At 62.5% G+C, this 24,626-nt stretch carries 16 protein-coding genes, 1 tRNA gene and 3 pseudogenes; 6 read left to right on the top strand and 14 right to left on the bottom strand.

Annotated features, from left to right (window positions below):
• Positions 1 to 246 precede the first annotated feature (246 nt).
• A tRNA-Met gene (locus tag PKE80_RS14740) sits at positions 247 to 323 on the top strand.
• Positions 324 to 556: 233 nt separating this feature from the next.
• On the opposite strand, the gene PKE80_RS14735 is transcribed toward PKE80_RS14740, so the two are convergent.
• Positions 557 to 1,378: an IS5 family transposase gene (locus tag PKE80_RS14735; protein ID WP_271183144.1), complete on the bottom strand. Its 822-nt coding sequence runs from the start codon at positions 1,376 to 1,378 to the stop codon at positions 557 to 559.
• A 259-nt stretch (positions 1,379 to 1,637) separates the two neighbouring features.
• Positions 1,638 to 2,636 (bottom strand): cyanophycinase, encoded by a 999-nt coding sequence (locus tag PKE80_RS14730; protein ID WP_271183143.1) that lies wholly within the window; start codon positions 2,634 to 2,636, stop codon positions 1,638 to 1,640.
• Between the two features lie 270 nt (positions 2,637 to 2,906).
• On the opposite strand from PKE80_RS14730, the gene PKE80_RS14725 reads away from it, so the two are divergent.
• Positions 2,907 to 5,663: a TonB-dependent receptor plug domain-containing protein gene (locus PKE80_RS14725; protein ID WP_271183142.1), complete on the top strand. Its 2,757-nt coding sequence runs from the start codon at positions 2,907 to 2,909 to the stop codon at positions 5,661 to 5,663.
• 54 nt (positions 5,664 to 5,717) lie between these two features.
• On the opposite strand, the gene PKE80_RS14720 is transcribed toward PKE80_RS14725, so the two are convergent.
• The 5 genes from PKE80_RS14720 to PKE80_RS14700 all read right to left on the bottom strand — a co-directional run bounded on the left by PKE80_RS14720 (position 5,718) and on the right by PKE80_RS14700 (position 11,145).
• The gene (locus tag PKE80_RS14720; RefSeq protein WP_271183141.1) at positions 5,718 to 6,746 is read right to left on the bottom strand and encodes a Csu type fimbrial protein; all 1,029 of its coding nucleotides are present in this window, start codon (positions 6,744 to 6,746) and stop codon (positions 5,718 to 5,720) included.
• Entirely contained in the window at positions 6,737 to 9,091 is a 2,355-nt protein-coding gene (locus PKE80_RS14715; protein WP_271183140.1) for a fimbria/pilus outer membrane usher protein, read from the bottom strand. Before PKE80_RS14715 ends, PKE80_RS14720 begins: the two co-directional genes overlap by 10 nt.
• Positions 9,092 to 9,161: 70 nt before the next feature.
• On the bottom strand, positions 9,162 to 9,956 hold the full coding sequence (locus PKE80_RS14710) for a fimbrial biogenesis chaperone (protein WP_271183139.1): 795 nt from the start codon (positions 9,954 to 9,956) through the stop codon (positions 9,162 to 9,164).
• 17 nt (positions 9,957 to 9,973) lie between these two features.
• Positions 9,974 to 10,501 carry a Csu type fimbrial protein gene (locus tag PKE80_RS14705; RefSeq protein ID WP_271183158.1) on the bottom strand — a complete coding sequence of 176 codons (528 nt, stop codon included), beginning with the start codon at positions 10,499 to 10,501 and terminating at the stop codon, positions 9,974 to 9,976.
• A 35-nt stretch (positions 10,502 to 10,536) separates the two neighbouring features.
• Positions 10,537 to 11,145 carry a Csu type fimbrial protein gene (locus PKE80_RS14700; protein ID WP_271183138.1) on the bottom strand — a complete coding sequence of 203 codons (609 nt, stop codon included), beginning with the start codon at positions 11,143 to 11,145 and terminating at the stop codon, positions 10,537 to 10,539.
• Between the two features lie 341 nt (positions 11,146 to 11,486).
• Here PKE80_RS14700 and PKE80_RS14695 point away from each other — a divergent pair, with 341 nt between their 5' ends.
• Positions 11,487 to 12,161 carry a response regulator transcription factor gene (locus PKE80_RS14695; protein WP_271183137.1) on the top strand — a complete coding sequence of 225 codons (675 nt, stop codon included), beginning with the start codon at positions 11,487 to 11,489 and terminating at the stop codon, positions 12,159 to 12,161.
• Positions 12,154 to 13,515 (top strand): sensor histidine kinase, encoded by a 1,362-nt coding sequence (locus PKE80_RS14690; RefSeq protein ID WP_271183136.1) that lies wholly within the window; start codon positions 12,154 to 12,156, stop codon positions 13,513 to 13,515. The genes PKE80_RS14695 and PKE80_RS14690 overlap by 8 nt, the downstream gene beginning before the upstream one ends.
• A 200-nt stretch (positions 13,516 to 13,715) precedes the next feature.
• On the opposite strand, the gene PKE80_RS14685 is transcribed toward PKE80_RS14690, so the two are convergent.
• The gene (locus tag PKE80_RS14685) at positions 13,716 to 14,426 is read right to left on the bottom strand and encodes a hypothetical protein (protein ID WP_271183135.1); all 711 of its coding nucleotides are present in this window, start codon (positions 14,424 to 14,426) and stop codon (positions 13,716 to 13,718) included.
• Positions 14,427 to 15,063: 637 nt separating this feature from the next.
• Here PKE80_RS14685 and PKE80_RS14680 point away from each other — a divergent pair.
• On the top strand, positions 15,064 to 15,207 hold the full coding sequence (locus PKE80_RS14680) for a hypothetical protein (RefSeq protein WP_271183134.1): 144 nt from the start codon (positions 15,064 to 15,066) through the stop codon (positions 15,205 to 15,207).
• A 294-nt stretch (positions 15,208 to 15,501) separates the two neighbouring features.
• On the opposite strand, the gene PKE80_RS14675 is transcribed toward PKE80_RS14680, so the two are convergent.
• Positions 15,502 to 17,640 (bottom strand): TonB-dependent siderophore receptor, encoded by a 2,139-nt coding sequence (locus PKE80_RS14675; RefSeq protein ID WP_271183133.1) that lies wholly within the window; start codon positions 17,638 to 17,640, stop codon positions 15,502 to 15,504.
• 124 nt (positions 17,641 to 17,764) lie between these two features.
• Positions 17,765 to 18,199: pseudogene (locus PKE80_RS14670) on the bottom strand (transposase); the annotation flags it as partial.
• 269 nt (positions 18,200 to 18,468) lie between these two features.
• Here PKE80_RS14670 and PKE80_RS14665 point away from each other — a divergent pair.
• A pseudogene (locus PKE80_RS14665) lies at positions 18,469 to 18,866 on the top strand (IS5 family transposase); the annotation flags it as partial.
• A 71-nt stretch (positions 18,867 to 18,937) separates the two neighbouring features.
• Here the strand turns inward: PKE80_RS14665 and PKE80_RS25395 are convergent.
• From PKE80_RS25395 to ptsP, 4 genes and pseudogenes are all read right to left on the bottom strand, one after another.
• Positions 18,938 to 19,189: pseudogene (locus PKE80_RS25395) on the bottom strand (transposase domain-containing protein); the annotation flags it as partial.
• Positions 19,190 to 19,476: 287 nt separating this feature from the next.
• Complete coding sequence (locus tag PKE80_RS14655; RefSeq protein WP_271183130.1) at positions 19,477 to 20,238, bottom strand: GntR family transcriptional regulator; 762 nt, start codon at positions 20,236 to 20,238, stop codon at positions 19,477 to 19,479.
• A gap of 104 nt (positions 20,239 to 20,342) precedes the next feature.
• Positions 20,343 to 22,067, bottom strand: coding sequence for an N-acetylglucosamine-specific PTS transporter subunit IIBC (nagE, locus tag PKE80_RS14650; RefSeq protein ID WP_271183129.1), 1,725 nt, complete (start codon positions 22,065 to 22,067; stop codon positions 20,343 to 20,345).
• 8 nt (positions 22,068 to 22,075) lie between these two features.
• Positions 22,076 to 24,613, bottom strand: a complete 2,538-nt coding sequence (gene ptsP, locus PKE80_RS14645; RefSeq protein WP_271183128.1) for a phosphoenolpyruvate--protein phosphotransferase — start codon at positions 24,611 to 24,613, stop codon at positions 22,076 to 22,078.
• Positions 24,614 to 24,626 lie beyond the last annotated feature (13 nt).

Here is a 24,626-nt window from a genome sequence, read left to right as displayed (position 1 = left end):
GCCCCGGAAGAGTAGGACGTCGCCAGGCATTGAAGCCGGCGCACAAACGCCAGATAAAAAACCCATCACAATGACAAAACTCAAAGAGGGCCAAGGGAAATATCCCCGCGGCCCTCTTCGCGTTCCTGCAATACTGCAGGCCAACGCAACGGTGACGCGGGGTGGAGCAGCCCGCCGTCCAGGCCGACAACGTCGGAATGGACAAACAAAAACTGCCGGGCTGACAAAAACAGCCCAACATGGTGACGCGGGGTGGAGCAGCCCGGTAGCTCGTCAGGCTCATAACCTGAAGGTCGTAGGTTCAAATCCTACCCCCGCAACCAAACATATCAATGACTTAGGCGCTAAGAGCCTAGCTATACGCAATGCCGTGTCCGCACTAGGTCCGTTTTTCCTCGCAACATTTTCTGAACAGAAGCGCGCAAGAACTTCCGGTTCCGGGCATCGGCTTCCCGTCGCCTGACGGCCGGAAGGGGTGAATGGCGGTCATTCCTACCGCGTAATCTCAAGAACCTTTGCATCTTGAGTGTCTGATTCAAAATTGCGGGCGTGGCAATCAGGGCCTTGCGATGCGGCGAGCATATAGCTGGATGGATGCGATAAAGAGCCAAGCCGTGGCGGACGCGATGGTTTCCTCGAAGTCCTTTGCCAGACGCCGGTTGCGGCTCAGCCATGCGAGCGTTCTTTCGACGACCCATCGTCGCGGCAAGACCTCGAAGCCCTTGGCAGTATCGGACCGTTTGATGATTTCGACGGTCCACTTTCCGATCCGGCGCAGGGCCTCCCTGAGCTTGTTTCCGGCATAGCCGCCGTCTGCAAACACGTGACGCAGCCAGGGGAAGCGCCTGACGATTTCTCCAAGGACCAGCGGTGCCCCGTCCCGGTCCTGAATGTCGGCGGCGTGCACAACGGCATGGACAAGATTTCCATCGGTGTCGGTCAGGATGTGCCGTTTGCGTCCTTTGATCTTCTTGCCTGCATCGTAACCGCACAGGCCACCGCTTTCGGTCGTCTTGACCGACTGGCTGTCGATCACGCCAGCGCTGGGAGAAGCCTCTCGCCCATCAGCTTCTCGGGCCATCATCAACAAGGTGTGGTTTATCGTCAGCCACAGCCCGTTGTCTCGCCACAAGTAGAACCAATGCCGCACGCTCGACACCGGCGGAAAGCAAGGCGGCAGCATCCGCCATGGCAGGCCTCCGCGCAGTAGGTACAGAATTGCCTCGACGATGCGTCGTAATGGCCATTTGCGGGGCCGTCCGACACGAGACGCAGGTGGAAGCAATGGCTCCAGCAGCGCCCACTCGGCATCCGTCAAATCGCTTGGCAAAGCTAGCCCTCTTCGCGCATGAAGGGCGCGAGTGGTATCGGTCCACATCGTTGAATCCATGGTAGTTTTTGGCGAAACCCATGAATCAATGACAGGCCAAAGCGTCAAGCTAACCTGCTGATACCACTCAACTTATTTTCTGATCAGGCTCTTAGAATTCATTAGGCTGGGACTGCACGTCAACCTACCGGTCGTTCATTCCGCGAAGCCGCTGCTGCTGCAGTTTTGCCGACGGCGGGGCGTCACGGTACATTGCACCGTTCAAGGCAAATGCGAGGGCTTTGCCCGCTCCAATGGCAGCGAGCGATCAGCGCGGCACCTCGACGACTTTGCCTTCCCGCACTGCGTAAGTGCGTACGAACAGCGGGGCGTCGACCGTGCCGCCCGGCAGGTGTACTATCGAACGTGCGCCTATTCCGGTGACCGTCACACGATCGGCGGCAAGTGTGCCGGATGCCGCAGTGGACTTCAATCCGGCACCATCCACCAGCCAAGCGCCGCCATCCGGCGCCGTGGCGTAGATCCGCCCGCTGCCGTCCGTCTCGATTGCAAGCGCTGCGCTCTCGTCCACGCCAAGTCCGATCATTGGTTCAGTGCGCGCCGCCTGCGCCTTGGCGACGAAGGCGAAGAGGCGGCCCAACCGGTCGCGTTCCTTGAAATGCGTGTCGGTGACGATGCCCTTGAGCGTCGCCAGATGCAGGAAGTCGCCCTCGATCGTGTTGCCCGGCCCGAACGGATCTGCCAGAGCTTCGATGCTCGTCAGGCTGCCACCGTCCATCGCCCCGTAAAGCTTCTCCCCGAGCATCGCCAGGCCCGCGCTTGTACCGCCGAGCGGCTTGCCGGCAGCGACGTGGGCGTCGAGCGCTGCGGCGACCGGAGTGCCGCGCCAGAAGCGCACGTAGCGGGACTGATCGCCGCCGGCGATGAAGATGCCGTCTGCCTTGTGCAGCGCGGCGATCACTTTCGGATCATAGGCGGCCTTGCGATTCCTGAACACGAATGTCTCGGCTGAGCGAATACCGCCGATTTCGCGGTAGAACTCCTCGCCGATCTCCGGACCGAACGACGCGCGCAGGATCACGATGTGGCCCTGGCCGGCATGGACGAAGAACCACTTCATCGCATCGATGTTGCGGTCTCCCCCGCCCATCAGCAGCAGGCCGCCGGAATGAGGCGCTGTCGTCGGCGTGTCCAGGTCGCCCACAGCGTAGTGCTCGTAGCCCGTCCGCGCGATGGCAGAGGATGCGGGCATCAGTCCGGCAAGGCCGAGGGTAGCGACGAGAACGGGAGCTGCGGAGAATTTCATGCATCGTCCTCCGAATACGTCGCCAAGTCTTCCGGAAGACGGGTTGCGACATTTTGCGCACACCAGTCTGCAATGTGAAGTAATATAATGTCAAATTGATTGAGGCGGCGTCCGTGTTGTGGTTTCGTGACAACGTCGGAAGCATGGGCGGGCAGGGGGCAAGCCCGCTTTCGACCGGGGGACACTATGGGTTCTGGTGCGTTTGCAGGTTCCGGTTTATATGGCCGCCGCGGGGTGTGGGCTTTTGGATGCAGCATTCTTGCTCTGTGCGTGCAGCCGGGTAGCGGCGCCATGGCGCAGGAGGCGACGCAGGATGCCTCCCGGGATGCCGTGCAGGAGGATGCGATCGTCGTAACCGGCTCGCGCATCCCTCGCGTGGCGAGCGAGGGGCCTGCGCCTGTAACCGTCATCAATTCGGAATCGATCCGCGCGAACGGCTACGCCAGCGTTCCCGACATCCTGCGCGCGGTCACGCAGAACGGCGGCGAGACGCAAAGCCAGCAGTCCTTCAGCGGCGCGAGCTTCACGCCCGGCGCGCAGCAGGTCGATCTGCGCGGGCTCGGTCCGAACCATACCCTCGTGCTCGTTAACGGGCGGCGCATCGCGGACTTCCCGCTGCCGTTCCAGGGCCGCAGTAACTTCACCGACATCTCGAACATCCCGGTCAGCATGATCGAGCAGGTGGAAGTGCTGAGCGGCAGCGCCTCGGCCATCTACGGATCGGATGCGATCGCCGGTGTCATCAACTTCAAGCTGAAGGACAAGATCGACGGCACCACCATCGACTACCGCCACGGCCGCACCGAGCACGGCGGCGGCATGTCCCATCGCCTCTCGGTGACGAGCGGCTGGTCGACCGACCGATTCCATATCATCGGAGGCGCGGAGTACCTGCTGCAGCGGCCGATCTGGGGCTATCAGCGCAAGTTGCAGGATAGCACCGCGGACAACCCCACGACTGCTACGCCGCTCGCGCGCCGCACGTTCCTGCGCTATGATCCCGATGCCGACGAATACGTCGATCCCGGTGCGGCGACGTGCGCGGGCCTCGGCGGGCTCAACGGTGGCTCGACTTATTACGCCTCGCGTCCGCGCTACGGCGCCTACGATCCCGATCTCGACGACTACGGCCCCGGTTACTTCTGCGGAAGCAACACCTCGATCGGCTACGGCACAATCATTTCCCGGCGAGAGGGCTTCAACAGCTTTGCCTCGGCCGGATACGAACTGTCGGATGCGGCCGAACTCTTCGTTGATGCGCAGTTCGGCATCAGCAAGGTCGCGCTCATGCCCGACGTGCTTTCGTGGGGCTTTCAGGATGCCTCGGGCAGCAGCGACACGACTTTTTACAATGCCTTCGACGATCGGCTGGACGACTGGTATCGCCAGTTCACACCCGAGGAATCGGGTGGATTTCGCAACCTGATGACGCGCAACCGGCAGACGACCTTCAGCATCACGCCCGGCGTCAAGGGATCGCTGTCCGGAAAGTGGTCCTACGAGGTTTCGTTCAACCACAGCGAGTATCGCGCCCGGGTTGCCTTCCCGCAGGTGATCGCCGCCAAGGCCAACGCGCTGTTCCTGGGTGAGCAGATCGGCACCGACGAGGACAGCGGCTATCCGGTCTTCAACGCGGCCCCCGCGCGCCTCTACACGCCGCTGACCCTGACCGAGTACGACAGCATCACCGCCTATTCGGTCTATCGTCCGAAGAGCTGGACCGACAACCTGCAGGCCACGCTGACCAGCACCAGCCTGTTCGACCTGCCCGCAGGCCCGGTCGGGTTCGCGGCAGTCGCGGAGGGCGGCAAGCAGGGCTACGACCTCAATCCTGATCCGCTCGCGCTGACCGACTATTACTATGGGCTCAAGGATAGCGACGGCCATGGCAAGCGCAGCCACTGGGCGCTTGGCGGCGAACTGCGCGTTCCGGTAACCAGCTTCCTGCAACTGTCCGGCGCGGCGCGCTATGACGGCTATCGCTTTGCCGGCAACACGATCGGCAAGTTCACCTACAACGGCGGTGTCGAGTTGCGCCCGATGCAGAGCCTGCTGCTGCGCGCGGCCTATGGCACGGGCTTCCGCGCGCCGGACCTGCACTATGTTTTCACCGGGCCGGGCAATACCCATCCTTCGGCGACGGACTATTACCTGTGTCGTACCGACGAGCCCGACGAGGACATCGGCGATTGCTCCTATGCCGACGAAGGCATCGTCGCCAAGCGTAATGGCAATCGCGCCCTGAAGCCGGAAACGAGCAAGTCGCTCAACGGCGGGTTCGTATGGCAGCCGAGCCGTCATTTCGATGTTTCGGTGGACTACTTCCGCGTCTCGCTGTCGAACCAGGTGCAGGACCTTTCCATCGACAAGTTGCTGCGCGACGAAGCCGACTGCCGGATAGGCACCACTACCTCCGGCAGTGCGGTAGATGTCGGTTCGCCGACCTGCCAGGATGCGCTTTCGCGCGTCCAGCGCTATGCCAGCGGGGTCAACGAAGGCGAACTCGACGCGGTTTCAATCAACCCGATCAACATCGCGCACGAAAAGACCAGCGGCATCGACGTGGCTCTTCATGGTAATCTGCCGACCGATTTCGGTGATTTCTCGCTTTCGGCCTCGCACACGCACGTCTTCACGCATAGCTTCCGCCAATATCCCGGCGATGCGTCGATCAACAAGCTGGCGTACGACAGCGGCTACGACATCCCGCGCGACAAATCGACCGCGAGCCTGACCTGGAAGGTGGAGCAGCTTTCGTGGACGCTCTCGGGCACCCGTCTCGGCAAGCTGCCGAACTACGATCAGGACGCTTATATAAAGGCGAGCTACCTGTTCAATACCAGCCTGCAGTATGACTTCACCGATCATCTGCGCGGTTCTCTGACGGTGAATAACGTGCTGGACACCAATCCCGTGAAAGACCGGAGCTATGCGTCTTATCCGTATTACGACATCAGCTGGTTCGACAGCGTCGGTCGCAGTATCTACCTTGAGATGACCTGGAAGATCGGCGGCAGCGGGCTCTGATTTCTTGGTTTTAGAGCGTGTCCAGTCAGGTGGGGCCACCTGACTGGACACGCTCTAGAATCCGATGTCCACGATCACCACATCGCCGTAGACTCCTGCAGCAGGCGTCATCTGGGCGGAGTCGATGACCGCGCGATAGGTGTATCCTTGCAGAGTACTGCTGTCGTAGATGCCCGGATTGCTGTCTGCGGATGCGCTGCTGCGGCGCTCTGCCGCAATCGCGCTGCCCCATCGACCCGCACTGACGGAACTGCCGCGATAGATTTCGTAATTGAGGTAATTGCTGGTCGTGCCCTGCCGCATGCGTCGTGTACCCGAGAAGTTCTGCCCGTTGCCGAGCCCGACGGTATAGGTCGAATTGAGGCTGCAACGAACTGAGATCGTGCGAGTCACCGCGCTGAAACTGCCGACCAGCGGAGCAGTGCCAAAGGCCAGGTCGGGCGCGGTGATCTGGCAGTCTGGCAGGACCTTGAGCGTCACTGTCACCGTTAGCGGCACGCCCGTGCCCCAGCTGGTCAATGGCCCCAATAGAGTGCTGCGCGTGGCGCCGGGGCTGTTCGATGTCCCGACGCAGGCGTTGAGGGCACCGATCGTGCAGATCGAAAAGTACCAGCGCAGCATCACCGTACCGGTGTATGTCCCGGCAGCAAGCCCCGAGGTCGGCGTGGTGCGCACGTAAAGCGGGATACTGGTTCCCGGCCCGCTGAACAGGGTGATCAGGGCCGTGGTAGACAAGTCCGCCTCGCTGCCCGCAGTCAGCGCTGTCCCCCCCGAAGCGGACGAAAGCGTGAACGGTATGGTCTGCCCGCCCGGCCCGGTCAGCAGGAACGTGGAGGAGTCTACCCGGACCTTTATGTAGGACGTGGTGGCTACCGTCAGCAGGCTGGAGCAAGACAGGCCGCCCGCGCCGCTGCTCGCCTGTGCCTGTCCTGCCACCGAGAATGATCCGGCATCCCCGATCGTGATCGTGGAGGCGGCCACAGTGCAGTTCCCGTAAGTCTGCGCCCGCGTGGTTCCGCTCCATGCAGTGAGGATCACTGCCAGCAAAAGGGCGAGCGCGCGAAAATGGGGGATCATTGGCATGTCAGCGTTCCCATGTCGGCGATCTTGCCTTGTTCCACCTTCATGTCGAAGACCGTCCGGCAGCTTGCCCCGTCCGGCAGGGTGACGACCAGATCGTTGTGCGCGGCAAGGTCTTCGGCGAAGACGAGCCCGTCCCACCCGACATAGGCGGTTCCCCGGCCATTGACGCGTATCACGGCGCCCACCGGTAACGGTGCTCCGGCCTTGTCCACCAGCGCGATCTGCGCAGCAATCATCCGGCGGACCGGGAAATCCAGGATGTAGCCGCTGCCCCGTTTCACAGCCACTTTCTGATCTACGACATCGGCGGTCAGGTCCTCGCGGAAGCCCAGAGGGTCGATGGTGTACTTGCCTGGATAATAGGCTGCCGCCCACGGGATAAGGACATGCCCGTGGGCATCGGTGCGGCCAACCAGCTGGTTTTCATAGTAGACGGGCACGCCGGAATAGCCCCGTGTCGAAACCAGCGCGAAGGCGTCCGCTACTCGATTGGCCGCGAAGACCGCCTTGTCCATCCAGATGACTGATCCCGATGCGCCCAGCCAGCGTGTCACGTCGCCGCTGCGGCCGTACGCGCCGCCGCGCAGTTCCGCAAAGCGGGTGCGCCAGGTGACGTCGGCATTGCCGTAGAGGTCGCCGTGGCCCAGGCGATCTACGCCCGCGTTCCAGCCGATGCCGCCTTGCGTCGGCACTGCGCGGTTATAGTCGATCCGGGTGCCATAGCGGCCGTCCGCCTCGCGCATCACGCCGCCGTTGACGGTGCCGCGATTGCCGCCCAGCGGGACCTGCAGGCTGAGCGAGGCCGTCCAGCCGCGCTCGCCCAGGTCGCGCGTCGCCGAGGCAAAGATGCTCGCCGAGCCCCCGACCGGCATCGTCCAACTCAGGTTCGCCAGCCGCGTCCTGCCTTCTCCCCGTGCCCGGCTTTCGAGGTAGGCGCCGCCGATCGATCCGAAACGGCCCAGCGCCACGCTGGCGCTTGCCGATGTCATCCTTGTCGCCCGGTCCCGATCCCGCGTCAGGGAGGCGAGGTCGAAGAAGCCTGCATTCTGCCGCTGGTGATTGACGGAGAAGGAAAAGTCGCGGCGCTGGTACTGATAACCGACGGAGACCTGTCCCCCGTTCCGGCCGCCATTACGGCTCATGCCGTAGGCCGCATTCACTACGCCGAATGTCCCGATCCGAACGACGGCGCCTACGCCCAAAACGGCCGTGGCGCCACTCAGTTCGAAATGGCCTTCCGCCGTCAGCGTTTTGGAAAGGCCGTGGCGTAACGAGCCGCTTGCAGCCATCGTGCCGTAATCGAAACTGCGTTGTCCGTAGTGCCGGCGCATCGCCCCTGCCGCGATTGCGTAATCGGTAAGACCGGGCCGCAGCAGGGTGGTCGCTACATAAAAGGGAACTTGCGTCGCAACCTGTCGGCCGAGCGCATCCGTGACCACAATGCTGGCTTGCCCGGCGCCGTTGATCTGGGGCAGCGGGTTCATCACGAAGGGGCCGGGCTGGATCGATCCGCCGAATGCCTCGTGATTGTCGATGAACAACTGTACCGACGACGGCAGCGCCGCCTCTCCCGCGAAAGCCGGCACTGGATATGTGACCACATCGGGCCGGACCGCGAAATCGCGCGAGACCTGCACCCCGCCCAATCTGATCGCGTTGCTCCACGGCAGGGTCCGGGTGACGAGGTCGCCTGCCTCGTAAGTCGTCATGCTGTCCTCGTCGGATCGAATCCAGCGTGTGTCGTACCGCATGAAGGCCGTGTTGCCGCCCGTTCGCGCAACGCCGGTGGTCGAGAACAGCCCGGCAGGTCCGAATACCCGGAAATCGGTCCATAGCGAAGCCGATGGCGGTGCTCCGGGCGCATCGACCGCGTAAAGATCATAGTTGAGCATCACGCCAATGCTGCTGCGCGCGGGTCCTTCGTTGCGGCGCGGTCCGAACCCGATCTGCTGGCCTTGTAGCCACCGGGCAGGAACCTGCAATTTCAGGCGCTGGTTGGGCATGTCGTATTCCACTTCCACCCCGGGCAACTCATCCACCGTGACCTGTGCGGAAGCTTCGCCCTCCACTGGCAGCGAAAGAGCACGCATGTCGCCGGCGGAAATATGGAAATGGCCCTCGCTTGCCTGTACCGGCACGATCACTCCGCTCGGCACGCCGTTGACCACGACCTCGAGTTGCAGTGGCTCGGCTTCGGCCACGGTTCCCCTTTCGGCATAAGACGCGGCGGCGGGAATATCGTCGTATTTTGTCGCAGCTTGGCAAGGAGCCACGATCAGCGCAGCGCATGTTCCGGAAAAGAGCGCCCATTTCAACTGACGAAAAATGGCCGCGAGAAGCAACATTCACCTTCCATTCCCATGGGCCATTCCGACAAGGATGCAGAGCACCCGTCTGCCGGTTCAACCGTCCTCCTCAGGGCTGTCGGTGCGTCATTGGCGAAGAGGAATCCCCCTCGACTTCGGCGAAAAGCCGCGCTTGCGGCGCGATGGCCTGCGTGATCGCGAAGCGCATCGTTGCCCCGGCCAGGACATAGCCATGCGCCCCATCCAGCTTCAGCGATGTTCCGTCCGCCCGCTTCATCGTGACTGTGGTGAGACGGCTGTGCCGGGTGCCCGGATTGTGGACTTCGAGCGACGTCGCTCCGCCTGTCTCGACCACACGCCACTCTAGCGCGGGAGCCGAGCCTGCCCGATCCTTGGCCCGATCCCTTGCGGACCGGGCTTCGTCGCCCGTTCCGTACGTGAACAGGGGGAGCGAATAGCGCATGCGGAACTGGATCGCCGCTGCGGCCTGCCTGGGCTCCCCCGTGCCCGGTTGGGCCGGTGTATCGGCAATCGGAATCTCGTCGATAATGACGCGATAAGACCGCTCGCCATCGGAGGGAGGAGCGATCCGGGTCAGGCGGATGAGTTGCTGCTGGCCGGCCTCGATACGCACCATCGGAGGCGTGCCCGTCACTTCCTTCTGCTCGACGAAACGCTCGTCGCCATCGATCTGCTGCCAGCCGAAAATGCGGATCTGCATCAGGATCGGCCGCGTACCGGGGTTTTCGAGGCGCAACGGCGTGGCGCGCTCTCCACTCTCGATCACAGGGTTGACCGGCCAGATGACGACCGAATTGGTACTTTGTGAATACGCAAAATCGGGCAGGAGCAGGAAGATGCCGAAAACCGGAAGTCGTCGCAGAACTGTGAAGAGCCGCATCATAGTGTCCTCAGTCCATCCTACCAGCTCAAGGTCACTGTCACCGTATCGGTGTAAGTGCCCGGCGGAGTATTGCCCGGAAGCGTCAGTCGCCCGTAGATCGGCAGCCGGACATCGTTCATGTTGGCGGACGTCACTGTGATGCTGGTCGGCTGGGCGATCCCGATTACCTGCCCGCAGGCGGCGTCCGCGCAAAGGCCATATGCCAGCCGGTTGGAGGTTGTCCCCAGTTGCAGGGTGCGGCTCGTCGCCTGATGCAGGCCGCCGTCGATCGACATGGAAAGGCTTACGCCTGGCGTGCAGCGCAGGGTTATGGTCTGGGACGCGGACAGGCTTGCCTGAACCGTGGACGTGGCCAGGGCGGGCTGGGACGTGAACGTCAGGGTTCCCATCGTTCCTGCATTCCCGCTCATCCCCACACCATCGACGGCGCATCCAGGCGACACGGTCGCGGACACCGCGAAAGTCCTGCTCGTTTCGGCGTGGGCCTGCGTGCAGGAAAAAAGTGCCAGAGTCCCGACCGCGAGCACCAAGTGACGCGAGAACATATTCATGTGGACCAACTGCCGTTCGCCTGTCTCGATCAGGCGCCGAAAGTAATCGTCACCACGACGACGTCGTTGTAGGTGCCCGTGATCAGGCCTGCGGCACCATAGGCGGTTCCATAGACGGCGACGTTCTGCGCGCTGCCATCGGTCGCCAGAACGATGGGTGTGTTTGCCACGATCGGCGTCGTGCCGCCCGCGTCACTGTACAGGTTGTACGTCACGTAACTGGCTTGCGTCGTGTGCTTCATCGATCGGGTGCCGGTGGTGCCGGTGTTGCTCGATCCTGATCCTGCGGAGTTGCCGCCCGAGAATGAAATGCTTGGTGCGGTGCCATTGCTGCACTGAATGGCGATGCCGTTGCCTGCCGTACCGAGGAGTTCTGCCGTCGCCTGCGTGAAGTAGGTGTTCTGCGTGCCGAAGTTAAGCGTGCCAAAGTCAACGTTCGTTGTTGCATCAGGTACAACAGTATTGTTGATTCTGCATGCAGTAGTGAGTGTGATCGTGGCGTTGATGTTTCCGGTTATGCTCGCGTTTGCGGGAGAATTGACCCCGACAAAAGCAAGAATTGCGAAACCAGTCACAATTTTTTTCACAATGCAGTCTCCCAAAGGTACCTTCTGTGCGTGTACTGCAAATTTTGGCATGCAACTCCTATAAATTTGTTAAAATAACATTCACAATGGTTCTATTAATAATTACGTATACTTCTGAACATTCCAGTCGATACTTTCTGGATTGCAATCGACCTGACCTTCGGCTTGTAATTGCTTCATGCGATTGGGAAAACTGGTTTCGCGATGTGCCGCTTCCCTGCCTGAAGCATGGCGTCCAGATTAATGCTGGCGGCTGTCGAGATGCGGAGGGATGCGCAAAGCCGTATTTCCAACGTTGATTTTCCCCAATGTTTCTTCTCGGCGCTTATCGAGCCTCCGCAGCGAGGTAAGGTGAGTTGGGTCGGGGGGAACTTCGCGCTAGAGACCGGCCGATGCGGATATTGCTGATAGAGGACGATGCCGAGGTAGCCGGCTTCATCGCCGAAGGACTTGCGGCGAACGGCCATGTCGTCCTGACCGAGCCGGCAGGCCGCCAGGGCCTGCGCCGCGCGCAGAGCGAGAATTTCGACGTCCTGATCGTGGATCGGATGCTGCCGGACATCGAAGGCATCGATCTCGTTTCGCAAATGCGGGCTCTGGGGTTATCGCTTCCGATCCTGATCCTCACGTCCCTGGGAGCGATAGAGGATCGGGTGAAGGGCCTTGGCAGCGGCGCGGACGATTACCTCGTCAAACCGTTCGCTATGGCTGAACTGTGTGCGCGGATCGATGCACTCGGCCGCAGGGGGCGCGGCGGGCTGAGCGACACCGCTGCTTGCGGGACGATCAAGATCGACCGCATCCGTCGCGAGGTATGGCGTGACGGGCAGCGGATCGTCCTCCAGCCCCGCGAATTCGAACTGCTGGAGCAACTGGTTCGCCAGCAGGACCGGGTGGTTTCGCGGGCGATGCTGCTGGAACAGGTCTGGCATTTCCATTTCGATCCGCAAACCAACATCGTGGAAACTCACATGAGCCGGCTGCGACAAAAGCTGAATGCCGGTTTCAGCCATGATCCGATCCATACGGTGCGCGGTGTCGGATACAAGCTGTGCAGTGATGCCTGACCTGCGATCTGGACGCCTGGGGACGATCACGCGCATCGCGGGTTGGTTCGTCGTCTTCTACACGATTGCGACGCTGGGGCTTGGCGCGGGCATCTACGTGATCGGCGAAAGCGCGTTGCGCGAACAACTGGACGATCGCATCCTGGCCGAGAGTGATTACCTCGTGCAGGTTCACCATCATCGGGGCATGGGAAGCCTTCGCGACACGCTGCAGCGCCGTGATGACCGCGGCGTCAACGCATTGGGATACCTGCTGACGGATCGCTCGGGACAGCGGCTTGGCGGAGAGCTGACGACCGATCAACCACCGAACGGCTGGGCGCAGATCGAGTTTCGCGATCAGGACGGAAAGCGCAACGTAGCCCGTTCGCTGACGGTCGATCTGAGGGATGGCAGCAACCTGACGGTGGCGATGGAACTGGCCCCGGAACGCGCCTTGCGCCGCACCACGGGGCTGCTCCTTCTGGCGGGGCTTGGCACGACGCTGGTGGGCGGAATCGCCGGCGGGGTTTGGCTGACACGGGCGATCCGCGCGCAGCTCAAGGCAATGAACACGACCGCGCAGGGCATCATCTCGGGCGACATGAGCCTGCGCATGCCTGTTTCGCAACCAGATGACGAGCTTGGCCAGCTTTCCGCAACGCTCAATACGATGCTGGATCGCAACAGCGCGCTGATCGAGAACTTGCGAGAGGTTTCGAGCGGCATAGCGCATGACCTGCGCACACCGCTCGCCAAAATCCGGCAGCGGTTGGAGCGCATGACCGGGCTGGTGCCGCGCGAAGGTGCCTTGAGCGATGAGGTTGAACGCTCAATCGTGGAGATCGATGCCGCTCTTTCTCTATTCAGCGCGCTACTGCGGATCGCCGAAGTGGAAGCGGGTGCGCTCAGGCAATACTTCCGGGTGTTCGACCTGGGTGCGGTCGTTGCCAACGTATGCGAAAGCTACATGGCCGTGGCCGAAGACAGCAAGAAGTCGCTGGCTTGCGATCTCGCCGGGGGAATACAGGTACTGGGTGACGATGAACTCGTCTCGCAAGCGCTCGTCAACCTGCTTGAGAACGCCATACGTTACACCGCGCCCGGATCGTCCATCCGAGTGACGCTGGGCCGTGGACATGGGCGGGCGGTGCTGACCGTGACGGACGATGGCCCCGGTATTCCGGCCGGACAGCGCGACGTACTGACGCAGCGCTTCACGCGAGGTGACCGGTCGCGGGCAAGCCCGGGTTACGGACTTGGCCTCAACCTTGCCCGGGCGGTGGCCGAAGTGCACGGCGGGCACCTTAGCCTTGCCGACGCAAGGCCCGGCCTTCAGGTCGACATTGAGATACCCGCCGCTACCGGACACTGACGCGCAGCGCTGCGATCACCTGCGAAGCGTGATCCGGCTCCGCAAACCGTAACGATCGGAGCGCTTCCCGCCAGCTCCACTGTGCGACGCCCCTCATTGCGTTGATGCAAATGTCTGATCGTTCGAGCTTGGCGGCAAGTGCGTCCGCATTCCTGCGGATGGATGCGAGGGGAGCAGGATGGGGCCGGCATGGCAGGCCGTCACAGCTCGCGTATGATCCGCAAGCCGGCTTGCGGGCGCCACCCCAGCTCTGCATCGTGCGCGGCGCCGAGACCCGCCTGCAGGGAGAGATCGCCGCCCAGCTTGTGGTGCAACTGTGGCATGATGAGAGCCTCCTGGGCACGTCCTGATTTGAAATTGATCTCGAGGCCCACGCGGCTCGCTTTCGAGAGGTCGTAGAACGTAGATTGATTGAGCAGCAGGCGTCCGCCACCGTCGCGACCGGAGCTGACGTCACCAAGACCGACTATCGCCATCATGCTCCAGTGCTCGTCAAAGCGGAAGCCCAAGAGATAGAGCGCGCTGCTTTCCCAACGCGTGTTCTCGCGATTATAGAGGCCGAGATACTGGAGGCCGTGCACGCCCCTGCCGTTGGCAAGCGTACCGAAGGTTCCCTGTAGCCCGATCTTGTAGTCGGTGACGCGCGTGCCCTCGAAGGGCAGCTCCAGTTCAACTGCGAAGCCGTCTGCAACCGCCAGTTCGATCTCGGGCGCCCATTCGACGACCTGGTCCGGGCCGGAAAGGCGTGTCTGGGCAAGGGTATTGACCTCGAGCTCTCCGGCCCGCGCGCCCAGTGGGCGGACCATGTCGAAAACCATGGGTTCGGGAACGTCAGGATAATCGCCCGCATGTGCCGGACAAACCGACATGGTGAGGACGAGCAGGGACAGGGCCGCGATCAGCGAGCGCATCGTAAAGGTTTCTCCCTGGCAGAGCCCGGATCCTGGCTATCGTCAGAATTCGGCGGCGCGAGGCGGTGGAACCCGGCCGCTTTGCGGCACATGCATTCGATTTGACAGAGAGTTGGCGGAACATTGGGAAGAAGCAATGTTCCTCGATGGGCGCGGGGGCACATGACAGATGCCGGCTGCCCGACCTTTTCCTTGGTGGGCCGAGAATGCGGGCTGCCTAGCCATCGCCCGGAAGGCCGATGATCATACGCTTGATCCCGTCAGAAAAAATAGCCCTTGCGGTGTCACGCACGGGCCATCGTCAAGGTCTCTTCGGTTGTGTCAGAAGTCCTCGGAGATTGTCACGCCCGCGATGCGCAGGTCCGGCACGCCGACGACCAGCGAATTGTCGTTGGCGGCTAACAGCGTGCGTTCGAGCTTGGCGCTTGTCGCCCTCGACACTGGCTCCGGGTCCTCCGCTGAAATGCACCCCCAAACTCGTCGAAGGTGACGGTTGCTTACCCGGATGGCGCGCGCGGCTACGAAGTGAACCTCGTCATCGACGCCGCGCATCCGGGCCGCATCAGTTGGCGCCCGACGGTTCGCTGCAGGTGGAGACGCCGAAGCCGCCAGCTTCATCGACGTGCTATACCAGCAGATGAGCCGGCCGTTCCACATCATCGCTACCGTCGTATTCGCCTTTCACGACGATTTCTATGGCGCCCAGCGGTTGGCCTTCGTCGATTGGCGCGCGGTGCCGTCGCTCGACGGCGCTCCCAAGATCGCGCATGATCTTCTATGAGTAAGCCCGTGCGGTGACGCTCGCTTTTTCGGAAGCAAACGGTTTGCGGGCAGCTTTGAGGGCTTTGGCGGATCCCATGATTGGCCGCGACCATCTGGCACTCGACCCAGCCGATCCGAAGATCGGCGCCCGGACATCGGTGGATTTATCAAGCCTAGCAGTTTTTCGATCGGTTCTCGATCATCGCTGACGAGTCAACTGAGCTCTGCCTTCCTGCGCCTGCCATGCGAGGTCGAAGCATGCAGCCTCGCCATCGTGCGCAGTGGCGGCGCACGATGGCTAAGCGTAGCAGGATCAGAAGCGATATCCGATCGAACCCATCACGTTGCGCGGAGCCGCCACGAAGCAGTCGCCGCGCGCCAGGCAGGAGGCGTACTGAATTTCGTTGAGCAGATTCGTCGCGTTAACCGAGAAGCGCCAGTTCTCCCAGGTGACTTCGGCCAGGGCATCGACGTTCGTGCGCGAGGGCGTGACTATGGACCAGGTCGGGCTGGTCGAGCGGCTCTTGCCGTTATAGGTCACGCCTGCGCCAAGGCGCAGCTGCGCGTCACCCGGGATGCCGAAGGTCTTGGTCGTCCACGCCGATGCGACATGGCGGGGCATATAGTCCAGACTGGTGTCGGTTTCGGACTTCAGCTTGTTGTAGCCGTAGTTGAGCAGCAACTGGAAGTCCCCAGGCAGTGTGTGACTTGCGTCGACTTCAATGCCCTTGGTGTTCAGCACGCCCGATTGGGTGGTCGCGTTTTCCGCCAGATAGAGCACGCGGTTCTGCTCCTTGATCTTGAAGGCGGTGACGGTGACGAGCGTGTGCGGCTCGGGCTGCCACTTGACGCCCGCTTCGTACTGGGTGCCGGTCAGCGGCTTGTACGGATCGCTGGGGATGCCGCCGGGCAGCATGATGGTGCCGGCCTGCGGCAGGAAGCTCTCGGTGTAGCTGAAGAAAGGCGAGAAGCCTGCACCCAGTTCGCCGATGATGCCCGCGCGGAAGGTGGTGGCATTGTCCTTCTGGCCCGAGGAGCCGGTCACGCGGTCGCGGCGGGCGCCGACGACGACCGAGACGCGGTCGAATGCGCGGATCTGGTCCTGCACGTAAATGCCAAGCTGCTTCTGCGATTCATAGGCGTACGGGCCGGTGGGATCGTAAGTCTGAAGCGCATCGTAATCGATGTCGTAGATGTCGATCTTTTCGATGGCGTCGAAATTGGGGGTGCCGTTTGCGTCGTAGGTGATGCCGGGCGTCGCCGCATAGCGCTTGCCCACCTTGTTCCAGCTATAGTCGATGCCGACCAGCATGGTGTGCTCGATATTGGCACTGGTGTTGAACTTGAACTGGACGTTGTTGTCCGTCGAGAAGACGTTCATCCGCGCGTCGCTGGCATCGGCATAAAGGCCGATGGTGCGGCCATACGTGCCGTACTGGGCATAGGGCAGGAACGGATCGGTCGGGTTGGAATAGCTGTCGGCGTAGTGGGTGTTGTATTCAAGGTCGCTGTCGATGTAGCGGGCCTTGAGACTGACGCGGACGCTGTCCGAGAAATTGTGAGTGATCGCGGCCCCGCCCTGCAGGGAGCGACCAGCGTAGCGGTCCCAGCCTGCCTTGCCGACGAAGGTGTAGGGATCGAGCTTGCCGCTCGGGTTGGCAGCGTTGGGCAGGAACGTGCCGACGATCGGCAGGAACTGCGAGGTCGAGCCGGTGTCGTCCTCCTGATAGAGCCCGGTCACCACGACGTTGGTGTCGGGCGTGGGCTGCCAGCGGATCGAAGGCGCGAACATAACGCGGTCGTCGGGTACGTGATCGACGTAAGTGTCGGCGTCGCGCACGCGCGCCACGGCTCGGATCGCAAGATTGTCGGCCAGCGCGACATTGATGTCGCCCATGGCTTCCTTACGGTCGTAGCTGCCGTAGACGACATTGAATTCGCCGCCTGTGCGGAATTCCGGCGTCTTGGAGACAAGGTTGACGATACCGCCGATCGAACCCTGGCCGAACAGCACCGAAGCGGGACCGCGCACGATCTCGACACGCTCGAAGTTATAGGGGTCCGAGGTGATGCTGGCGTAATAGGAGAATACGTCGCGCATGCCGTCGCGGAACTGCAGCGCGTTGATGCCGCGCACGCGGAAGCCATCAACGCGAGTGTCGCGGCCATAGGCATTGGCGAGCACGCCTGCGGCGTACTTCACTGTGTCGCTGATGCTGATCGCGCCCTGCGAGAGGTATTGCTCCGAGGTGATGACGGTAACCGGCTGCGGGACTTGGATCAGAGGTGTCTCGGTCTTGGTACCTGAGATAGCTCCAGTAACGATGATTTCGTCGCCGTCCGCCGCTGCGGTTGGGGTCTCTGCGGCCGGTTCCTCTGCATGGGCAGCGCCTGCCGTCATCACCGCAAAAGCTGCGGCACTACAAAGCGCGATTGAACGAACGGAAGACATACCCACCCTTTTGCAACGAAATCTCAATAACTGGGGTCGTTACCGCTATTGCGAATTATTGGCAATATGCGACATTCAATCTCCAATATCTGTGTTATTTGGGCAACACTAGAGTAGTTTTCGATTATTCTGTTTCGTAGCCACATGATCTGAAGTAGTTGGAGCATTCCTGGGGCTGGAAAATATCGACGAGTTTGCCGATCAAGCTCGACAGGCCATTGACGGTACGCTGGCCCGCTTTACGGAGCATGGCCTTGAGGCGGGAAAATGCTTTCTCGATCGTGTTGAAGTCGGGGCTGTAGGGCGGGAGAAAGCGCAGGTTGGTGGCTGCGGCCTCGATGAGCACTTGTACCGATGCGCGCTTGTGGCTCGACAGGTTGTCCATGATGACGACGTCGCCAGGCCGCAGTTCGGGGACGAGTACCTAAGCGACGTAGGCTTCGAACCAGTCGCCGTTGATCGGCCCATCGAGCACCATGGGCGCGACCATGCCGGTCATGCGCAGGCCAGCGACCAACGTGGAGGTCTTGCTGTGGCCGTGCGGTAAACCCATCCGCAAATCCGGCCGGAGTTCGAGCACATCCGCAAAAGGTATTGGGACAGCGCTTATGGCAGGCTACTTTTCGACGGCCTCCGGCAACCTCGCCGACGACATCGTCATGCAGTATCTCAACGAGCATACCCGCGAGAATAGCTGCAGCCTCGCCTCATGATCCTACCGAAGTCAGCTGGTCAGTCAGATGAGCGCAAAGTTCCTTTCCGAATCGACAAAGTGGATTTCCAAATGGGCTGAGTTCTGATCCAAGGCTGCTCTTTGCGGGAGTGGTAATGGCTCGTGGCGATCTGACGGACGAAGAATGGGACGTCATTGCGGGGCTGCTGCCCTCGGAGCGCGACCGCAAATTCCGTTCAGCGCATGATAGCCGGCGCTTTCTCAACGGTATGCTGTATGTGTTGCGGGTCGCCTGCCCATGGCGTGACATGCATGAGCGGTACGGCTTGTGGAACTCGATCTATGTGCGGTTCCGTCGCTGGGCCGAACAGGGCGTCTGGGATGCGATCTTGGCGACGCTGGTCGAACTGGGGCTGACGGACGACTGGCAACATATGATCGATAGCACCACCGTTCGCGGTCATGTTTCGGTGGTGGGCGGAAAAAAAGGGGGGCTCGTGCGCAGGCTTTTGGTCGATCACGAGGCGGCTTTACGTGCAAGGTCCACGCCCGCTGGTAAGCGGTAAAAATCCCCCACGTGGCGGTGGAGCCGCCACGGCAGGTTTGGCGATGTAATTTCGGTGATCAAGCAGCGGTGGCGATGTTGCTCATTTCGAGCATGGTTTGCCCGGCGTTTGTATTGACCCAGTTGTATGGGAGCAGGTCGTCGATTGGATCGGTGTCGGAGCGGCTGATGATCCGGGCGAGCACATCGGAGAGGTAGGCGTAGGGCTCGAGGTCCAGCATCTTGCAGGTTTCGACCAACGAGGCGATCGCAGCCCAGTTTTCGGCGCCGAGTTGGTGGCCAGCGAACAACGCATTTTTTCTCTGGAGAGACCGCGACTTGGGTTTCAGGGGCTCGACCTCGATGATCGGCCCGCCGATGTGGAGGGCTACTCTTTTTCGTCCAGTTCGAAGTCGGAAATTCGACGCAGCCATTGCTGCAGCTAGATCATGATTTCGCACTTGGTGAAGTGCGATCCGAGTCAGCGGTGTGGGCTGAGGCCGAAAGTCACGTGGTTGTTCATCTTGCGGTCCAGATCGATCGTCTCGGGTGCCTTGAATGTGCTGCCGTCGCGGTTGGCGACCGTATTGGGGATCACGATGCGATCGTGGCGGGGGAATCAGGGGCTTCCCTGCTCGACGACCAGATCATAGGCGTCACCGCGATAGTAACAGTTCGTGACCTCGACCAGACGGCCGTCGGGCAGAAATGCGCGGCGCTCGATGGCCAGGCAGGGATCGCCCGCGGAAATGCCAAGCATCTCGGCATGTTCCGGGCTAAATCCCACCGATCGCAAGCGCTGCAGCGCGCGTACCGGACGGTTTCCCTCTGCGTCAAGCGCAGCGTATAGCGAGTCGTCGACGACATCGGGTGATGGTAGTGCCCAGCCCGGGACAACGGCATGTTCGATCGCCATCGTCTCGCCATCAGCGCAGCGGATGCGATTGAAGCGGAGTATCCGCGAACCCGGCGATAGGCCAAGCAGCATCGCCTCGTCCGGCGTAACTACGCCCTCAAGGCGGTCAATCCATATGTTGCTAGGTTTGCGTCCGCGCGTCACCATATCCTCGGAAAAGGAGGTCATGATGGAAAAGCTCTTTTCCACCCGCGTGCCCTGCTCGGGCTGGCGAAGCGCCGCGACGAAGGTGCCCGCACCCTGTCTCCTTTCGAGCATGCCCTCATCGACGAGGCCATCGATCGCTTTGCGCACGGTGACGCGCGACACGCCATATTCCTCGACGAGTTCGCGTTCGGTCGGCAGGGCGGATCCCGTCGCGATCCGGTGCTTCTCGATGGCTTCGCGGATGAGACGTTGGAGCCGCATGTAACGCGGCCCGGTGTCGCCATCGCGAAGAGGGCCAATCTTGTCCACGGCTGCCATAGGTCTCCTCTATGCGCCTGCGATACGCCGGGATGGGATCGGGACAACGCGATAGTGATTAGTATCGCATTGGTATTAAAAAGCTACCCGTTAGCATCGGCATATCAACTTTCGCTGTGCCAGGCCTTCATCGCTTCAGGTTCGAAAAGGAGGTGCCATCGCGATCCCACCAGCGCGCCACGGCGTAAGCCGTGAGCTGCGAGTGCATCAAGGTCGGGCCTTGCCATGGCTTCGACCAGCAGGCGACCGTGCGACATCCAGACGGCCGCATTCTCGCCTAGCGCATTTCGCACCCCTGCGGGCAGTCGCAGTGGATCGAGCGGGCAGGGGCCAGCCTGCGCTTTCGGCGGGGGCAGGGCGGTCGCCGCAACGCTTGGTCCGCTGCGCGAGGCATCGCGGATTTCATCTGCCACGGCATCCGCGATCGGGCCAAGCACGACCTGCACGCCATGGGCCGAAGGCCTGATGACTCCCTTGGCGCCCAACGCGCGCAGTTCGGCCTCGTCGATAAGCCCCTGTTCGGCCACCACCAGACGAAGGCGCGTCGTGCACGCCCCGATCTCGCGCAGATTTCCGGCTCCGCCAAGGGCAACGAGGAAGGCAAGACCCCGCTCGGCGGCTGGTCGCTCGCGCCTGTCCGAAGAATCTGCAAGATCCTCGCGGCCCGGCGTCTTGAGGTCGAAGCGCAGAATCGCCCAGCGGAACACGGCGTAATAGACAGCGAAGTAGGCCAGCCCCACCGGCAGCAACAGCAAGGGCTTCTGTGCCTTGCCCAGGTTGAGGATGTAGTCGAACAGTCCCGCGGAGAACCCGAAGCCGAGATGGACGTCCAGCGCCGACATCAGCGCCATGGATACACCTGTCAACACCGCATGAACCACGAAGAGCACCGGTGCGAGGAACATGAAGCTGAATTCGATAGGCTCGGTAACCCCAGTCAGGAACGAGGTTGCTGCGAGGCTCAGCAGCATGCCGCCGGTCGCTTTGCGTCGCTCCGGCAGGGCCGAGCGATACATGGCGAGGCATGCAGCCGGCAGGCCGAACATCATTACCGGGAAGAAGCCTGTCATGAACGCACCCGCGCCCGGATCGCCCGCGAAGAAGCGGCGCAGGTCTCCGGTCACGCCATGGTAGTCGCCGAGGACGAACCATGCGACATTGTTGATGATGTGGTGCAGGCCGGTGACCAGCAGCAGCCGATTGAGTAGCCCGTAGACGAACAGGCCCCATTCGCCGCTTGCCAGAGCAAGGCGGCTCATGCCGTCGATCCCGCCGTTGACGGCCGGGAACGCTGCTCCGATGATCCCGGCGATGACAATGCCCACCGTCCCGCTGACGATCGGCACGAAGCGTCGCCCGCCGAAGAACGCCAGGTATTCGGGCGCGCGGAAGTTGTGGAAGCGGTTGTAGGCGCTGCCCCCAATCATCCCCGAGACGATTCCGATCGGCACTGAGAGCCGTGCGATCTGTGACTGGCTCCATGCGCTCGCCAGTGCCGCCTTGACGTTGGCGGCATCGCTTGCGACGCTCGCCGTGACTTCCGGAGGGATTGCGAGCAACGCCCGCGCGCCTTCGCTAGCGACCAGGAAGCAGACTGCTCCCGCAAGCGGTGCGGCGCCGTTACCGTCTCGTGCAAAGCCGGTGGCTACTCCGATAGCGAACAGCAGACCGAGGTTCGCGAACATGGCATTGCCCGCCGCGCTGACGAACTCGAGTCCCAGAAGGTCGGGCTGGCCGAGGCGCAACAATAGCGCTGCCACCGGCAGCACCGCGATCGGCAGCATCAGGGCGCGGCCAAGGCCCTGCAGCCTCTGCCCCAGCGATCTCATCCAACCCGTCACAGTCCCACCTCTCTGAGCATTTCCGTCGCAAGCGCGCGGACTTCCGTTGCGCTGGCGGCGTCGAGAGCCTTGCGCGCCAGCGCCTTGCATTGCGCGTCCGTCACCGCCGCGAGCGACGCCTTGACCTCAGCTACCTGGCCCGGCGCCGCAGACAGTTCGCCGACGCCCAGTCCGACTAGCAGCCCTGCCGCCAGCGGATCGGAGGCAAGGCCCCCGCATACACCGACCCATTTCCCGAAGCGCTCTGCGCCCGTGCAGGTCTGCGCGATCAGACGCAGCACTGCCGGATCCAGCCCGTCGAGCCCTCCGGCTACCGCAGGGTTCCCGCGATCCATCGCTAGCGTGTACTGTGTCAGGTCATTAGTGCCGACCGACAGGAAATCACATTCGGCAGCCAGGCGGTCGGCCATCACGGCGGCCGCCGGTGTCTCCACCATTACGCCCAGTTGCGGAACGGCGATGCCCAGCGCCCGGGCCTCGGCGAGCAACACCTCTCGCACCGCGCGCAGTTCCTCGACCCGGGCGATCATCGGCGCCATGATCCGTATGTCGCCCGAAGGCGTCGCGCGCAGGATGGCGCGCAGCTGCGTTGACAGCACTTCTGGCCGCGCGAGCCCTACGCGAATGCCTCGCAGGCCAAGCGCCGGGTTTTCCTCTGCCGCGATCGGGAGATAAGGCGCGGGCTTGTCGCCACCGATGTCCAGCAGTCGCACGATGAGCGGCCGCCCTTCCAGCGCCTGTGCGATTGCGGCGTAGCACGCCATCTGCTCGTCCTCATCCGGTGCTTCGGCGCGGTCGAGGAACAGGAACTCGGTCCTCAGCAACCCGCAGCCTTCTGCGCCTTGCGCCAGAGCGGGCGCGACATCGTCGAGCTTGCCGAGATTCGCGAAGACCTCGATCCGTTTGCCATCTGCAGTCGCACCGTCACGCCCCGCCGCCGCGAGCGCCGCAGCACGGCGCGTTTCGCGCATAGAGGCGGCGGCTCGCGCTGCGCTCAGCCGTTCGGCTGGCGGATCGACTTCGAGCGTCCCCATCACCGTATCGAGCACGACCATGGTGCCGTCCGCGATCTCCAGCACCGCGCTGCCCAGTGCCACCAGTGCGGGTAGACCCCGACTTGCGGCAATGATTGCGACATGCGACGTCGGCCCGCCACGAGCGGTCGCGATCCCGGCGACGCCTCCCGGAGAGAGCGCCGCCACTTGCGAGGGTAGCAGGTCGTCCGCGATCAGGATCGCACCCGCAGGCGGCACCATCACCGGAGGCTCGTCGCCTGCGAGGCACCATTGCACGCGCAGGTCGAGGTCGATGAAATCCGCAGCGCGCTCGGCGAAACGGGCATCGCCGGTCGCACGCAGCCCCGCTGCCTCGGCATGGAGGACGCGCCGCCAGGCCGCTCCCGCGCTCACGCCATCAGCGATTAGCGCCTCCGCCGCTCCCGTCAGTTCCGGATCGTCGAGCAGTGCGAGATGGGCGCCGAGGATCGCTTCTTCTTCGGCATGCGCGCCCGCCGGACTGCAGAGCGCGGTTCGGACCGCGATCAGCGCGTCACGCAGTCGCGTCGTCTCGATCTCGGGACCCGCACTGATTTCATCGATCACGGGTTCGGTTTGAACCGGGCGCCAGACGGGGCCGACCGCTATCCCCGGCGACGCCGCTACGCCCGGCAGGGCTGCTCCTGCAGCCGGGACGGAAAATTCGGCGCCTGATACCGAGGTGATCGGTGCTCTGACGGCAGATTCGGCAGGAAAAGGTGCGCCTTCTCCCATGCCGCTCTCGATCATCTGTACAAGCTGGTCGAGCACCGGCTCTGCGTCGGGACCACTCGCCAACAAAGCGACTGTGTCTCCATGACGCACAGCGAGGCGCAGCATCGCGGTCGGGCTGGCCAGAGACGCTTCGCGGCCTCCGACAGCAACGTGAACCTTCACCGCAGCAGCAGTACGCACTATTTCGGCCAGTCTTGCGCACGGACGGGCGTGTAGCCCATGGGCAAGGGGAATTCGAACCTTACGCTGCAGCCTGGCTTCCGGCGCTCGGCCCGTATCGAGGGGCTGATCCGACGATGTGGCCTCGTCGCGAACGAGACGGGCCAGCGGCTCGCCTACTTCGATCGTGCCGAAAGGCGCAATCCACTCGATCGCATATCCGGCCGGTTCGGTAACGAGCAAAGGCGTAACGAGACTGCGCGTCTTGCCGACGACTTCGTCGAGGGCGACGCGCAAGAGCGGCTGTCCTTCATCGACATGCGCGCCGATGCATACCAGCGGTGTGAACCCGGCTCCGCCCAGGCGCACCGTGTCCAGGCCGAAATGGAGCAGTAATTCCACGCCTTCACGCAGACGCAACGTGACGGCATGCCCCGCTTCGTGAAAGCCGATGACTTCTCCCGCAGCCGGTGCGTGCAGCACTTCGCCGAGCGGGTCGATGGCCACGCCTTCTCCCAGCATGCCTCCGGCGAAGACCGGATCGGGAACTTCGTCCAGCGGGCAGAGCCAGCCGGAGAGCGGTGCGCTGAGGGAAATGGACGGCATCTCGGTTCCCGGC

Origin of the sequence: Novosphingobium resinovorum, assembly GCF_027922145.1 — a bacterium.
Taxonomy (GTDB): Bacteria; Pseudomonadota; Alphaproteobacteria; order Sphingomonadales; family Sphingomonadaceae; genus Novosphingobium; species Novosphingobium resinovorum.
The sequence above is the reverse complement of the archived record's forward strand: the minus strand, read 5'-3'. Positions and strand labels throughout refer to the sequence as shown.

Bases quoted from the DNA above. Each gene is read 5' to 3' on its own strand.
- PKE80_RS14735 (WP_271183144.1), bottom strand. From the start codon at position 1,378: ATGTGGACCGATACCACTCGCGCCCTTCATGCGCGAAGAGGGCTAGCT.
- PKE80_RS14730 (WP_271183143.1), bottom strand. From the start codon at position 2,636: ATGAAATTCTCCGCAGCTCCCGTTCTCGTCGCTACCCTCGGCCTTGCC.
- PKE80_RS14720 (WP_271183141.1), bottom strand. From the start codon at position 6,746: ATGCCAATGATCCCCCATTTTCGCGCGCTCGCCCTTTTGCTGGCAGTG.
- PKE80_RS14715 (WP_271183140.1), bottom strand. From the start codon at position 9,091: ATGTTGCTTCTCGCGGCCATTTTTCGTCAGTTGAAATGGGCGCTCTTT.
- PKE80_RS14710 (WP_271183139.1), bottom strand. From the start codon at position 9,956: ATGATGCGGCTCTTCACAGTTCTGCGACGACTTCCGGTTTTCGGCATC.
- PKE80_RS14705 (WP_271183158.1), bottom strand. From the start codon at position 10,501: ATGTTCTCGCGTCACTTGGTGCTCGCGGTCGGGACTCTGGCACTTTTT.
- PKE80_RS14700 (WP_271183138.1), bottom strand. From the start codon at position 11,145: ATGCCAAAATTTGCAGTACACGCACAGAAGGTACCTTTGGGAGACTGC.
- PKE80_RS14695 (WP_271183137.1), top strand. From the start codon at position 11,487: ATGCGGATATTGCTGATAGAGGACGATGCCGAGGTAGCCGGCTTCATC.
- PKE80_RS14690 (WP_271183136.1), top strand. From the start codon at position 12,154: ATGCCTGACCTGCGATCTGGACGCCTGGGGACGATCACGCGCATCGCG.
- PKE80_RS14685 (WP_271183135.1), bottom strand. From the start codon at position 14,426: ATGCGCTCGCTGATCGCGGCCCTGTCCCTGCTCGTCCTCACCATGTCG.
- PKE80_RS14680 (WP_271183134.1), top strand. From the start codon at position 15,064: ATGAGCCGGCCGTTCCACATCATCGCTACCGTCGTATTCGCCTTTCAC.
- PKE80_RS14675 (WP_271183133.1), bottom strand. From the start codon at position 17,640: ATGTCTTCCGTTCGTTCAATCGCGCTTTGTAGTGCCGCAGCTTTTGCG.
- PKE80_RS14655 (WP_271183130.1), bottom strand. From the start codon at position 20,238: ATGGCAGCCGTGGACAAGATTGGCCCTCTTCGCGATGGCGACACCGGG.
- nagE (WP_271183129.1), bottom strand. From the start codon at position 22,067: ATGAGATCGCTGGGGCAGAGGCTGCAGGGCCTTGGCCGCGCCCTGATG.
- ptsP (WP_271183128.1), bottom strand. From the start codon at position 24,613: ATGCCGTCCATTTCCCTCAGCGCACCGCTCTCCGGCTGGCTCTGCCCG.